The 15,439-nt window shown below is 73.4% G+C and carries 2 protein-coding genes; both read left to right on the forward strand.

The features are described from left to right. Positions 1-10: 10 nt before the first annotated feature. Positions 11-4,555, forward strand: coding sequence for an SDR family NAD(P)-dependent oxidoreductase (locus tag ACIQNG_RS33250; RefSeq protein ID WP_401490365.1), 4,545 nt, complete (start codon positions 11-13; stop codon positions 4,553-4,555). Positions 4,556-4,607: 52 nt separating this feature from the next. Continuing rightward, on the forward strand, positions 4,608-15,380 hold the full coding sequence (locus ACIQNG_RS33255; protein WP_401490214.1) for an SDR family NAD(P)-dependent oxidoreductase: 10,773 nt from the start codon (positions 4,608-4,610) through the stop codon (positions 15,378-15,380). The last annotated feature ends 59 nt before the right edge of the window (positions 15,381-15,439 follow it).

Below are 15,439 nucleotides of genomic sequence, written 5' to 3' on the forward strand. Positions count from 1 at the left end.
GTGGCGGGTTCTGTCCGAGCACGGGGTTCGTGCGGATGTGCTGGTGGGGCATTCGGTCGGTGAGATCAGTGCGGCTGTGGCCGCGGGGGTGCTGAGTCTGCGTGACGCGGTGCGGTTGGCCTGTGTGCGGGGCCGGTTGATGCAGGGGATGGCCGCCGGCGGGGTGATGGTGTCCGTAGCCGCGCCCGCTGAGGACGTCCAGGAACGCGTCAGTGGGGTTTCCGGGGTGTGGGTGGCCGCGGTGAACGCGCCGGGGTCGGTCGTACTGGCCGGTGAGGCGGACGCGGTGGGTGGAGTGGTCGAGAAGCTGACCGCCGAGGGCGTGCGCACCCGATCGCTTCCGGTGAGTCATGCCTTCCACACCCCGCTGATGGACCCGATGCTGGACGACTTCGCCGCCACCATTGCGGATGTGGAGTACGGGTCGCCTCAGATACCGATCGTCTCGACGGTGAGTGGTGAGTCGGCGGGCGTCGACTTCGGCAGCCCCGCGTACTGGGTGGAGCACGCCCGCCAGCCGGTACGGTTCGCCGAAGCCATAGAAACAGCGCGTGAGTTGGGGGCCCGCGTATGGGCGGAGGTCGGTCCACAGCCCGCGCTTTCCGCCGCGATGGAAGAGCGTACGGGCGAGGCCGTGGCCTCGTTCATGCGGCGGGACCGTGACCAGGTCACCGGGCTGCTCACCGGCCTGTCCCGGCTGCACGTGCACGGGGTCGAGGTGGACTGGGACCAGTGGGTATCCCGTACGCGACCGCCGGTGGAGATCCCGACGTACGCCTTCCAGCGCCGTCGCTACTGGCCGGGCGGCGCTGTCGCGACGTCCGCGGGCTCGCTGTCCGGTGTGGGCCTGGCCGGTACCGGCCATCGTCTGCTGGGTGCACAGATCACGCTGGCCGACGGCGGCGTGGTGTTCACGGGCCGGCTGTCGGTGGCCACGCAACCCTGGCTCGCCGACCATGCCGTATCCGGCACCGTCCTGCTTCCCGGGACCGCGTTCATCGACTTCATGGCGCACGCGGGTCGGCAAGTGGGATGCCCGCAGGTGCGGGAACTGACTCTTCAAGCACCCCTGGTGCTGGCCGAGGACGGGCCGGGCACGGCGGTCCAGGTCGTCGTCGACGTCCCCGACGACGACGGGCAGCGGACCGTCGCGATCTACTCCCGCCCGGACACCGAAGCCGGGGAGTGGACCCGGCACGGCACCGGCGCCCTCACCGAGACGACCGACGGCCCCGACACCACCTGGGTCTGGCCCCCGGCCGGAACCCCGGCCTCGGGGGAGGACGTCTACGCCGGACTGTCGGACGCCGGATTCGACTACGGCCCCGTCTTCCAAGGGCTGACGCAGGTCTGGCCGGACGGTGAGGACGTCTACGCGGAGGTCGTCCTGCCCGACGACCCGACCGGCTTCGCGCTGCACCCGGCCCTGCTGGACGCCGCGCTGCACGCCCTCGCCGCCACTCCTGGAAGCGGTGAGGGTGGGCTTCCGTTCGCGTTCACCGGCGTACGAGTACACCGGCCCGGTGCCTCGACGCTACGCGTGCGGCTGCGCCGCCAGGAGCCCGACGGGGTCGGACTGGAGGCCGTCGACCCCGCCGGAAACCCCGTGGTGTCCATCGACTCGCTGGTGTTCCGGCCGGTCAGCCATGCCGACCTCGCCGCGCCCGGGACATCCGACGGGGACGTGCTGCACCTGCGGTGGACGCCCCTCCCGGAACGGACCCCGGAAGAGGCACTGGAAGCAGAATCGGCGGGAACCCCGGCCGACGCGCAGCCGGGCGGTGGCCATGTGCACGCCGTCCCCGACATCGCGGCGGCCTCCGCGGCGGTGCGCGACGGAACGGCCGAGCCGCACTGGGTGGTGCTGTCCTGCCACGCCCCCGAGGAAGGGACGGTGCCGGAACGTGCGCGTGCCCTGACCGTCTGGACACTCGGCCAGGTACAGGCATTCCTCGACGCACCCGAGATGGCCGGGCGGAGACTGGTCGTCCTGACCCGGGGCGCGGTCGCGGCCGACGAGAGCGACCGCGGCGTCGACGTGCCCGCGGCGGGCGTCTGGGGGCTGGTGCGCTCGGCCCAGTCGGAGCACCCGGACCGGCTGGTCCTCCTTGACGTCGACACCGAGGTGGGCGATGCCGAGTGGCCCACCCTGCTGTCCGCCGTCTCCGCCGCCCCACTGCCCCAGCTCGTCCGGCGGAACGGCGCACTGTCGACGCCGCGCCTGGAGAAGGTCGGCGACAGCGGGGACCTGATCGCCCCCGCGCAGGGCCCGTGGCGCCTCACAGCCGGCTCGGGCGGCACGTCGTCGGAACTCGCCCTGGAGCCACAGCCCTTGACCGCCGACGCACCGCTCGGCGAGGGCCTGGTCCGAGTCGCGGTACGCGCGTCCGGCCTCAACTTCCGCGACGTGCTCATCTCACTCGGCATGTACCCCGGTGCCGCATCGATCGGCGGCGAGGGCGCGGGCGTGGTCACCGAGGTCGGCCCGGGCGTCGCGGGCACGGAGGTCGGGGACCGGGTGATGGGACTGATGCCGGACTCCTTCGCCGATACGGCGGTGGCGGACGCCCGCATGGTCGTCCGTATGCCCGAGGACTGGACGTTCCAGGAGGCGGCTTCCGTCCCCATCGTCTTCCTGACCGCGTACTACGCCCTCGGGGAGCTTGCGGCGGTGCGTCCCGGTGAGCGGGTGTTGGTTCATGCGGGTGCGGGTGGTGTGGGGATGGCGGCTGTGCAGCTTGCGCGGTATTGGGGTGCGGAGGTGTTCGCGACGGCGCATCCGTCCAAGTGGGGGACGTTGCGGGGGTTGGGGTTGGCGGAGGATCACATCGCGTCTTCGCGTGATGTCGGTTTCCGTGAGGTGTTTCTCGGTGTGACCGGTGGTGGTGGGGTCGATGTGGTGTTGAACTCGCTTGCGGGTGAGTTTGTGGATGCTTCGCTGGCACTGTTGCCGCGTGGTGGTCGGTTCATCGAGATGGGCAAGACGGATGTGCGGGAGGCGGGCTCGCTGCCGTCCGGGGTGGGGTACCGCACCTTCGACCTCACGGAACCGGAGCCCGCCCGGATCGGCGCGATGCTGACCGAACTGCTGGCACTGTTCCGGGACGGCGCCCTGCGGCACCTTCCGCTCACCTCGTGGGACGTACGAAGGGCCCCGGCCGCGTTCGGGCACGTGCGGTTGGCCCGGCACACCGGCAAGGTCGTCCTCACCGTACCCACGCCGCTCGACCCGGACGGCACCGTCCTGATCACCGGCGGCACCGGAACACTGGGCGCGCTGGTCGCCGAGCACCTGGTCACCACGCACGGCGTACGGCACCTCCTGCTCGTCGGCAGGCGCGGCCCCCAGGCCCCCGGTGCCGATGAACTCACCCGGCGACTGGAGCAGCGCGGTGCCGACGTCCGTATCGTGGCAGCCGATCTCGCGCGCCGCGAAGAGGCCGTGGACGTGCTCGCGCAGGTCGCCACGGACCATCCGCTCACCGGCGTCGTGCACGCGGCGGGCATCGCCGACGACGGGGTCCTCGGCTCGCTGACGCCCGACCGGGTCGAGCACGTCATGGCCGCCAAGGCCGACGCGGCCTGGCATCTGCACGAGCTGACCCGGGACGCGGGCCTGGCGATGTTCACCCTGTTCTCCTCCGCCTCCGGAGTCCTCGGCTCCCCGGGCCAGGCCAACTACGCCGCGGCGAACACCTTCCTGGACGCCCTGGCCGAGCACCGCAGGGCACAGGGCCTCGCCGCACAGTCCCTGGCCTGGGGGCTGTGGGCCCGGCGCAGCGCCATCAGCGGTCACCTCACCGACGCCGACCTGGCGCGGGTGGCCCGGTCCGGGATGGTGCCGCTCGGCGACGAGCACGGGCTGCGCCTGCTGGACGGGGCGCGTGACCGCAGTGGACGCGCGCACGTCGTACCGTTGCTGCTCGCACCGGGGCACCGGCACACCCATCCGCTCCTCGCCCATCTGGGCGGACCGTCCCGCCCGACCCGTACCGCCACGCGCGGCGGCGGGGCCGGCGCACCGTCCGTCGCACTGGCCGAAAGGCTCCGCGAACTGTCGGCGGAGGAACAGCGGCGGACCCTGCTGACCCTGGTGCGGGAGCAGTCCGCGGCGGCCCTCGGGCACGAGTCCACGGATGCCATCGGCGCCCGCAAGCCGTTCAAGGAACTGGGGTTCGACTCGCTCACCGGCGTCGAGGTACGCAACCGGCTCGGCGCCGCGACCGGGGTGACACTGCGCGCGACCGTCGTGTTCGACTTCCCCACGCCCGCCGCGCTCGCCGACCACCTGTGGGAGAAGCTCCGGCCGGACGACGGCACGGGGCAGCCGCCGATCATCGCCGATCTCGCCCGTCTGGAGGCCGCGCTGACCCGGGCCGCGGACTTCGGCGACCTGCGCGACGAGATCACCGCCCGCCTGGAGGAGATCCTCTGGACCTGGCGGGACGGGACGGACGGCGGGCGACCGGCCACCCAGGAGGACGACGACGATCTGGCCGCCGTGACCGACGACGAGATGTTCGCCCTGATCGACGAAGAACTCGGCAGGCAGTGACATGCGCGTTCGCCTGCCTGCCTGCCCGCCGCACGTGAGGAGTTAGGACCGGATGTCAGACAACCAGAAGCTGCGGGACTACCTGAACAAGGTCACGGCCGATCTGCGGCAGACCCGTAGGCGGCTGGAGGAGGCCCGGTCCGCCGACACCGAGCCGATCGCCATCATCGGGATGAGCTGCCGGTTCCCCGGCGGGGTGGACTCCCCCGAAGGGCTGTGGGAGCTGGTCGCCGGGGAACGGGACGCGATCACCCCGTTTCCCCGCGACCGGGGCTGGGACGTGGACGGCCTCTACGACCCGGACCCCGAGCGGACCGGCACCTCGTACGCCCGCGCGGGTGGGTTCCTCGCCGACGCGGGCGGCTTCGACGCGGAGTTCTTCGGCATCAGCCCGCGCGAGGCCCTGGCGATGGACCCGCAGCAGCGGCTGCTGCTCGAACTGTCCTGGGAGGTCTTCGAGGCCGCGGGCATCGACCCGACCTCGGTGGCCGGCCGACCGGTCGGCACCTACATCGGCACCTCCACCTCCGGCTACGGGATCACCCTGGCCGAGACGCCCTCAGGGGTGGAGGGATACCTGCTGACGGGCAGTGCCACGGCCGTCGCCTCCGGACGGATCGCGTACACCCTCGGTCTGGAGGGCCCGGCGGTCACGATCGACACGGCGTGCTCGTCGTCGCTGGTTGCCATGCACCTGGCCGCGCGGGCCCTGCGATCCGGCGAGAGCGATCTCGCGGTGGCCGGCGGCGCCACCGTCATGTCCAGCCCGGGCACGTTCGTGGAGTTCAGCAGGCAGCGCGGCCTGTCGCCGGACGGACTGTGCAAGCCCTTCGCCGCCGCGGCGGACGGCACCGGCTGGGGCGAGGGCCTCGGACTGCTCCTCCTGGAGCGGTTGTCCGACGCCGTCGCGAACGGTCACCGGGTGCTCGGCGTGCTGCGGGGCTCCGCGGTGAACCAGGACGGCGCCTCCAACGGCCTGACGGCACCGAACGGACCGTCGCAGCAACGCGTCATCCGACAGGCGCTGCGCAACGCCCGGGTCGCCGCCGCACAGGTGGACGTGGTCGAGGCCCACGGCACCGGCACCACACTCGGCGACCCCATCGAGGCCCAGGCCCTGCTCGACACCTACGGGCAAGGACGTCCGGAGGGCCGTCCGTTGTGGTTGGGGTCGGTGAAGTCGAACATCGGTCATACGCAGGCGGCTGCGGGTGTGGCTGGTGTGATCAAGATGGTGATGGCGATGCGGCACGGGAAACTCCCGGCGACGCTGCACGTGGATGCCCCCTCGCCGCATGTGGACTGGACGACCGGTGATGTGCGGCTGTTGACGGAGGCGGTGGCGTGGGAGGTGAACGGCCATCCGCGTCGGGCGGGCATCTCCTCGTTCGGGGTGAGCGGCACGAATGCGCACGTGATCCTGGAGGAGCCTCCCGTAGTGGAGCCGGAGGCTGCCGCGCCGGTGGGGGTGTCGGGTCCGATGCCGTGGGTGTTGTCGGGGCGCGGGGATGAGGGTTTGCGTGGTCAGGCGGCGCGGCTTGCCGCTTTCGTGCGGGAGCGGCGGGCGGTGGGTGGGGTGGATCGGGCGTGGTTGGCGGGTGTTGCGTCGGGTCTGGCCGGCCGGGCTGCTCTGAAGCAGCGGGCCGTGGTCGTGGGGTCGGATGTGGAGGAGTTGCTGAGGGGGCTGGACGCGGTGACCGGCGACGGGGAGCGGTTGTCGGCAGGTGCCGAGTCCGGTGTGGTCTTTGTCTTCCCTGGTCAGGGTGGTCAGTGGGCGGGTATGGGTCGGGAGTTGCTGGAGTGTGATGCGGTTTTCGCGGAGGCGGTTGCCGAGTGTGAGCGCGCTTTGGATCCGTGGGTGGACTGGTCGTTGCGGGGGGTTCTGTCGGGTGGGGAGCGGGAGTGGTTGGGTCGGGTGGATGTGGTTCAGCCGGTGTTGTGGGCGGTGATGGTGTCTCTGGCGGAGGTGTGGCGTGCGGCGGGGGTCGTACCCGATGCTGTGGTGGGTCACTCGCAGGGTGAGATCGCGGCTGCGGTGGTGGCGGGTCGGTTGAGTGTGGAGGACGGTGCCCGGGTGGTGGCGCTCCGCTCGCAGGCGTTGCGGGAGCTTGCCGGTAGCGGGGCCATGGCCTCGGTCGCGCTCGATGTGGCGGAGGCGGGGGCGTATCTGCCGTCGGGTGTCACCGTGGCGGCGGTGAACGCGCCGGGGCAGATCGTGGTGAGCGGACCACAGGATGAAGTGGCCGCGCTATGTGCTCAGTTGGACGGGCAGGGGATACGGGCCCGTCGTATCGAGGTGGATTACGCGTCGCATCATGCGCAGGTGGAGGTGGTGGAGGAGCGGTTGCGTGGGGAGTTGGCCGGGGTTGTCGATCTGCGGGGTTCGGGGCCGGAGTTCGTGTCGACGGTGACGGGTGAGCCGGTTCCTGAGGGGGAGCTGGATGCCGGGTACTGGTACCGGAATCTGCGGGAGCCGGTGTTGTTCGCCCAGGTGGTGGGGCGGTTGCAGGGTGCGGGGCCGCAGGTGTTCGTGGAGATCGGTCCGCATCCGGTGCTGTCGTTGGCGATGGAGCAGACGGTCACCGATGGTCGGGTGCTGCATACGCTGCGCCGTGACCAGCCCGAGGCCGCGCAGCTTCTGAGCAGTCTGGGTGCTGCCTGGGCGGCGGGTCTGCCGGTGGCGTGGCGCGATCTGCTGTCCGCCGTGGAACCGGTGGCGCTGCCGACGTACGCCTTCCAGCGCGAGCGCTACTGGCTCATGCCTCCGGCGAGCACGACGCAGACTGCCGTCGGCCGGTACCGGATCGGCTGGAAGCCGCTCCCGGAGCCGGAGCGGATCGGGTCGCCCCCGAACACCGAATGGCTGCTGGTCCACGAGGAAGACGGGAATCGCGCCGCCGAGGCCGCTGTGCTGGCCGCGGCGCTGGCGGGCGACGGCGGCTCGGCCCGTGTGGTCGCCGTCCCGTCCGGAACGGTCGAACCGGAGGCGCTGGCAAGGCAGTTGGGTGCGACCCTTGTACCTGAAGAGCACCCGATCGGGGTGGTCTCGCTGCTGGGCGGCGAGGCCGCGGTGGGCCTTCTGCGGGCCGTGGAGTCCGTGCCCTGGCGGGCCCGTCTGTGGCAACTGACCTCGGGCGCGGTCGGCGTGGGCGGCGGAGATCTCGTCGCGGACTGCGCCCAGGCCGAACTGTGGGGATGGAGCCGCTGCTTCGCGCTGGAGCACCCGGACCGCTGGGGCGGCCTCATCGACCTGCCCGTCGGCGCCGCCGACGACGTGCTGGCCCGCGCGGCGGCCCGGCTCGCGCACGACAGCGGTGAGGATCAGGTCGCCGTCCGCGCCGAGGGCACCTACGGCCGTCGGCTGCTGACGGTGACCGACGAGCCGGGCGACCCACGACCGGCGTGGCCGTCGACCGGCACGGTGGTGATCACCGGCGGTACCGAAGGGCCCGGCCGCCATGTCGCCCGCTGGGTGGCCTCCCAGGGCGCCGACCGCCTGGTCCTTGTCGGCGCCGACACGACGGAACTGTGCGCCGAGCTGACCGAGGCGGGTACGCCGACCTTCGCCGTGACGGGCGACATCACCGACCCCGAGGCGCTCCGCCTGCTGCTTCAAGAAGCCACCGGGGAGGGGCCGTTGGCAGCCGTGGTGCATGCCGCGGGCGCCATCGAGCTGGCCCCGGTCCGGCAGAGCGACCCCGCACACGCCACTCGAGTGATGCGGGAGCGCTGCGCGGGCGCCGAAGCGCTGGCCGAGGTGCTGCGCGCCGACCATCCGGCCGCCCCCCTCGTACTGCTCACCTCGGTCGCGGGCGTCTGGGGCGGAAGCGCGCACGGTGCGCTCGCCGCCGCCGGCGCACACCTCGACGCCCTCGCCGAACGCGAACGCGCGGCCGGTCGCCCGGTCACCGCCGTCGCCGTCAGCCCCTGGGAGGCCGAGCCCGAACTCGCCGACCTGCTGCGCGGACAGGGGGTGCCGGTCACCGACTCCGCCGCGGCCCTGACCGAGCTGCCCGGCCTGCTGGCCCTGCCCGAACCGGCCGTCGTACTGGCCCGTGTGCACTGGGAGCGGTTCGTCCCCACGTTCACCGCCGCCGGGCCCCGCCCGCTCATCGGCGACCTTCCCGAGGCGCGTCGCATCCTGGACGCGGACCGGAACCCCGACGCCGCGCACACCTCCAGGCTGGCACGGGCCCTGGCTGCCTCCGCGCCTGCGGAGCACGACCGGATCGTCCTGACGGAGGTCCGGGCCACCACCGCCGCCGTGCTGGGCCACGCCGGACCGGACGACATCGGCGAGACCAAGGCGTTCCGCGAGTTGGGCATGGACTCCGTGACCGCCGTCGAACTGCGCAACCGGCTGTCGGCGGCGACCGGCGTACGGCTCCCCGCCACGCTGATCTTCGACCAACCCAACCCGACGGCGGTGGCCCGCCTGCTGCGCCAGGAACTGACGCCCGACCTGACAGGAGCCGGTGACGAGACGGCCGACCCGCCCCCGCGGCGGGCGGTCGCCGACGAACCCATCGCCATCGTGGGGATGAGCTGCCGGTACCCCGGCCGCGTCGCCTCTCCCGAGGACCTGTGGCAGGTGGTCGCCGCGGGCGTCGACGCCGTCGCGCCGTTCCCCGACGACCGCGGCTGGGACGTGTCCGCCCTCTACGACGAGGACCCGGACCGGGCCGGGACCGTGTACGCGCGCACCGGCGGATTCCTGCACGACGTGGCCGGGTTCGACGCGGGATTCTTCGAGATCAGCCCCCGTGAGGCGACCGCCATGGACCCCCAGCAACGGCTGCTCCTGGAAACCTCCTGGGAGGCGTTCGAACAGGCCGGTATAGCCCCGGAGGACATGCGCGGCAGCGACACCGGTGTCTTCGTCGGCACCAACGGACAGGACTACGGATCCCTGCTGATGTCCGGCGACGACGGCCTGGAGGGCTACCTCGGCACCGGCAACGCGGCGAGCGTGGCCTCCGGCCGGGTCGCCTACACCCTCGGTCTCGAAGGCCCCGCCGTCTCGGTCGACACCGCCTGCTCGTCCTCCCTGGTGGCGATGCACTGGGCCGCGCAGGCGCTGCGGCAGGGCGAGTGCTCCATGGCACTGACCGGCGGCGTCACGGTGATGACGACCCCCGGCTCGCTGCTCACGTTCGCCCGGCAACGCGGCCTCGCCGCGGACGGACGGTGCAAGGCGTTCTCCGCCCACGCCGACGGAATGGGCATGGCCGAGGGCGTCGGCATGCTGCTGCTGGAACGGCTCTCCGACGCCCGGCGCCACGGGCACCGGGTGCTCGCGGTGATCCGCGGCTCCGCGATCAACCAGGACGGCGCCAGCAACGGGCTCACCGCCCCGAACGGCCCCGCGCAGCAACGGGTCATACGACACGCGCTGCGCAACGCCGGACTCGGCGCCGCGGACGTCGACGCCGTCGAGGCGCACGGCACCGGCACCACGCTCGGCGACCCGATCGAGGCCCAGGCGCTCCAGGCCGCCTACGGCAAGGACCGCCCCGCGGACCTCCCGCTGTGGCTCGGATCGCTGAAGTCCAACATCGGCCACACCCAGGCCGCCGCCGGAGTGGCCGGGGTGATCAAGATGGTGATGGCGCTGGACCGGGAGTCACTGCCCCGCACCCTGCACGCCGACGAACCGTCCACGCACGTGGACTGGTCCGAGGGCACGCTGAGGCTGCTCACCGCGCCGCTGCCCTGGAAGCGCTCCGAGCGCCCCCGCCGGGCCGGCGTCTCGTCGTTCGGGATGAGCGGCACCAACGCCCACGTCATCCTGGAGGAGGCCCCCGCGACCGTGGCCGGGGTCACCGGCGAGCCGGCCACCCACGACCACGAGGCGTCCGCCGTACCGCCGTGGCTGCTGTCCGCGAAGTCAGCGGCAGGGCTGCGCGACCAGGCCGACCGGCTGCGGCGCCGACTGCGCGCCGCACCCGGCCCCGACCCGGTGGACGTCGGCCACGCGCTGGCGACCACGCGCTCGTTCTTCGCGCACCGCGCGGCCGTCCGGGGCGCCGGGCTCGGCGAACTGCTCGCGGGCCTCGACGCCGTCGCCGCGGGGGACCAGTCCTCGTACGCGTTCAGCGGCCGGGCCGACGCGGGTGAACGCCCCGTGTTCGTCTTCCCGGGCCAGGGCTCGCAGTGGGACGGCATGGCCCTGCGGCTCCTCGACACCTCGCAGGTGTTCCGCGACAGCGTCGACGCGTGTGCCGCGGCTCTGGCACCGCACCTGGACTGGTCGCTGCCCGACGTGCTCCGGGGCACCGCGGGTGCGCCGCCGCTGGACCGGGTGGACGTGGTGCAGCCCGCGCTGTTCGCGATGATGGTGTCGCTGGCCGAACTGTGGCAGGCGCACGGCGTCCGACCGGCCGCCGTGGTCGGCCACAGCCAGGGCGAGATCGCCGCCGCGTACATGGCGGGAGCCCTGTCCCTGGACGACGCCGCCCGCGTCGTCGCCCTGCGCAGCCGGATGCTGGCCGGCCTCCAGGACGGCGGCGGCATGACCTCGGTCGCCGCTCCCGCCTCCTGGGTGGCGGACCGACTGGCCCGATGGGGCGGCGAGGTGGAGGTCGCCGCCGTCAACGGACCGCGCTCGGTCGTCGTGTCCGGGCCGCTCCCCGGTCTGGTCCTGATGGAGAAGGAGTGCGCCGCCGAGGGGATACGCGTACGGCGCGTACCGGTCCGGTACGCCTCCCACTCGCGGTACGTGGAAGAACTGCGCGAACCGCTGCTCGCCGCGCTGCACGGCCTGTCGCCACGCGCGGCCACCGTGCCGTTCCTCTCCACCGTGACGGGCGAGTCCGTCGACAGCTCCAGCCTGGACGCCGACTACTGGTACCGGAACCTGCGCCACACCGTCCGGCTGGACGACGCCGTCGGCACCCTGCTCGGCCAGGGGCACCGGGCCTTCGTCGAGATGAGCCCGCACCCGGTCCTCACCGCCGGGCTGCTCGACACCGCCGAACAGGCCGGCACCGACGCGTTCGCGGTGGGCACGCTCCGCCGCGACGACGGCGGCCTCGACCGCTTCCTCACCTCGCTCGGAGAGGCCCACGTCCGCGGCGTACGGGTGGACTGGCGGCCCGCCTTCACCGGCCACCGGCCAAGCCCGATGGAGCTGCCGACGTACGCCTTCCAGCGGCAGCGGTACTGGATCCAGGCCGCGCCCCCCGAGCCGGGGGACGTCGCGGCGGCGGGGGTGGAGCGGGCGGACCATCCGCTGCTCGGCGCGGAGATCGCGCTCGCCGACACCGACGAACTGGTGCTCACCGGTGCCATCCGCACCCCGGCACTGCCCTGGCTGACGGACCACCAGGTCTCCGGCGTCGCGCTGCTGCCCGGGACCGCCTTCGTGGACCTCGCGCTCCGAGCCGGTGAACGCTGCGGCCACCCCGTCGTGGAGGAACTCACGCTCCAGGCACCGCTGGTCCTCCCCGAGGGCGAGGAACCGCGGATCCAGGTCAGGGTCGGTCCGTCCGACGACACGGGACGGCGCGAGTTCCGCGTCCACTCCCGGACGGGCGACGGCGCGGCCGGCCTCACGGGCACCGGCACGGACGACTCCGGTTGGACCTGCCACGCGACCGGCACCCTCACCGCCGCCGCCCCCACCACGCCGAGCACCCCCGCCGCCCCCACCACGCCCACCGCCCAGACCACGCCCACCGACCTCACCACTCAGACCGACCTCACCACTCAGACCGACCCCACCGCCCTTCCGGACGCGGGAGCGGAGCCGGCCCCCTGGCCACCGGCCGGCGCGATCGCCGTCGACCTCACCGACGGCTACGACCGGCTGGCCCAACTCGGGTACGGCTACGGGCCCGCCTTCCGGGGAGTCCGCGCGGTCTGGCGCCTCGGCGACGAGATCTTCGCCGACGTGCGGCTGCCGGACCCCCTCGCGCGGGAGGCCGCCCGGTTCGGTCTGCACCCGGCCCTGCTCGACGCGGGCCTCCAGGCGGTCGGCCTCGCCGCGACCGGCCCCCACGGATCCGCTGCCTCCGACGGCTCCAATGGCTCCGGCGGACCGGAACCGGCCGGCGACCCCGCAGGCGTCCGGCTGCCCTTCGCCTGGACGGGGTTGCACCTGCACCGCGTCGGCGCGGATGCCCTGCGGGTGCGGCTGGCGCCGACCGCGAACGGCGGTGTCTCCGTCACGGCCACGGACGAGACCGGCACCCCGGTCCTGTCCGCCCGCTCGCTGGAGTTCCGGCCGCTCTCGACCCGAGGGATGGGGCTCTCCGGAGGCGGACTGTTCCGCCTGGACTGGCGGGAGACACCCGGCCCGCGGGGACACACCTCGCCCCAGGCCGGTGCCTGGGCCGCCGTGGGCCCCGGGGCGGAGGAACTGCGGACGCTGCTGGCCGCCGGTGGAGCCGACGCCACGGCGTACGCCGACCTGCCGGCCCTGCTGAGCGCCACCGTCGCCGACGCTCAGACACCCGGCGTCGTCCTGCTGGCCCCGGAGCCGGCCCGGACCGGACCCACGGACACCGTGGACGACGTACACACGCGTACCGGGCGCCAACTCGGCCTCCTACAGGACTGGTTGAGTGAGCCGCGCTGGTCGGACACCCGTCTGGTGGTGACCACCCGGGGCGCGAACGTCCTCGATCCGGCAGCCGCCGCGGCCGGGGGACTCCTCCGCTCGGCGCAGGCCGAGCACCCCGGCCGCTTCACCCTGCTCGACCTGGACGGTGACGTACGGCCGCAAGCGGTCGTCGAAGCCGTCGCGAGCGGCGCCCCCCACCTCGTGGTACGCGCCGGAGCGGTCCTTGGACCCTCGCTCGTCCGCCTGCCCGCACCGGTCGGGGCACCCGCCCCGCTCACCGGAACCGTACTCATCACCGGCGGCACCGGAACCCTCGGCGCGCACGTGGCCCGGCACCTCGCCGCCGAACACGGTGTGAAACACCTGCTGTTGATCAGCCGGAGCGGCGCGACGGCACCCGGCGCCTCGGAACTCTCCGCCGACCTCGCCGCCCTGGGCTGTGAGGCCACCTTCGCGGCGTGCGACAGCTCCGACCGGGACGCGCTGCGCGTCGCCCTGGACGGTGTCCCGGCGGAGCGGCCCCTGGCCGCCGTGATCCACGCGGCCGGGGTCCTGGACGACGCCGTTCTCACCTCGATGACGCCGGAACAACTGGACCGCGTGCTGCGTTCGAAGGCCGACGGGGCGATCCACCTGCACGAGCTGACCCGCGAGCACCCGCTGGCCGCCTTCGTCCTGTTCTCCTCCGCGGCTGCCGTCCTGGGCAGCCCCGGCCAGGGCAACTACGCCGCGGCGAACGCTCTGTTGGACGGCCTGGCGCGGCACCGACGCGCCGCCGGACTGCCCGCGCTCTCCATCGCGTGGGGCCTGTGGGGACAGCGCACGGGGATGACCGCCCATCTGTCCGAGGCGGACCTGCGCCGCATGACGCGCGCGGGTCTGGCCCCGCTGGACACCGAGGGCGGACTGGCGCTGCTCGATGCCGCGCTGGCCACGGACGAGGCGACCGTACTCGGAGCGCGGGTGGATCTGGCGACCCTGCGCGCCCGGGGCGCCGATGCCACGATCCCGCCGCTCCTGCGCAGTCTGGTGAAGGGGCCCGCCCGGACGGCGCCGAACGGTTCGGCGCAGCGGGAGCCGGAGGCGACGGTACGGCGGGAACTCGCGGGTCGGACACCGCAGGAACGCCGGCAGGTACTGCTGCGCCTGGTCCGCTCGGCCACGGCCGCCGTGCTCGGCCACGCCGACGCCGACCAGATCCCGCCCGACGGGGCGTTCACCGAGCTGGGCTTCGACTCGCTCACCGCGGTCGAACTGCGCAACCGGGTGCAGTCCTCGACCGAGTTGCGGCTGCCCGCGACCCTGGTCTTCGACCACGCGACCCCGCTCGCGCTGGCGGCGCACCTGGACGCGGAACTGGCGGCCGAACCGACCCCGACCCCGACCCAGGCGCGGGACGACCGGACGGACCTGGCGGAGAGCGCCGCGCCGGACAGCATCGAGGCGTTGTACCGGGCGGCCTGCCGGCAGCGTAAGGCGCACGAGGCCATGGATCTGCTCGCCGCGGCCTCCCGGCTCCGGGAGCAGTTCACCGACCCGGCGGCGCTGGCCGCTCCGCCCCGACCGGTCCGCCTGTCCGCCGGTCCCGACGCACCCGTGCTGATCTGCCTGTCCACGATCACCGCGCTGTCCAGCGTCTACCAGTACGCCCGCTTCGGCACGGCCCTCCAGCAGCGACGCGAGGCGTGGTTCGTGCCGGTGCCCGGGTTCACGGCGGAAGAGCCGGTACCGGCCGATGTGGACGCCGTCGTCGATCTGCTGGCCGATCTCGCGCTGTGGTGCGCCGAGGACCGCGCGTTCACCCTCGTCGGTCACTCGGCCGGCGGCTGGCTGGCGCACGCGGTGACGAGCCGGCTGGAGGACCGAGGCAGGCCGCCGGTGGGCACCGTACTGATCGACACCTACCTGCCGGGCAGCTCCGCGTTCACTCAGGTGCAGGACGCGCTGACCGACATGATGTTCGACCACGAGTCCACCGTCGGGCGGCTCGACAGCGCCCGGCTCACCGCGATGGGCGCCTATCTGCGACTGTTCGACGACTGGCAGCCCGCACCGGTGCGCACACCGACCCTGTTCGTCCGCGCGGGCGAGCCGGTCACCGACACCGTCGCGGACGACGGGTGGCGCCTGAGCTGGCCGCTGCCGAACACCACGCGGGAGGTGCCGGGCGACCACTTCTCCATGATGCAGTCCGGCGCCGCCACGACCGCCGAGGCCGTCGACGCCTGGTTGCGGGACCTCCCACGGACGAAGACCGACTGAGTCACGGCGGGGCCGCCCCGGCCGGCGTGGTCCGGACGGGGCGCCCCCACGTGTACAAG

This window comes from Streptomyces sp. NPDC091377, from assembly GCF_044757045.1.
GTDB lineage: Bacteria > Actinomycetota > Actinomycetes > Streptomycetales > Streptomycetaceae > Streptomyces.

Bases quoted from the DNA above. Each gene is read 5' to 3' on its own strand.
- ACIQNG_RS33255 (WP_401490214.1), top strand. From the start codon at position 4,608: ATGTCAGACAACCAGAAGCTGCGGGACTACCTGAACAAGGTCACGGCC.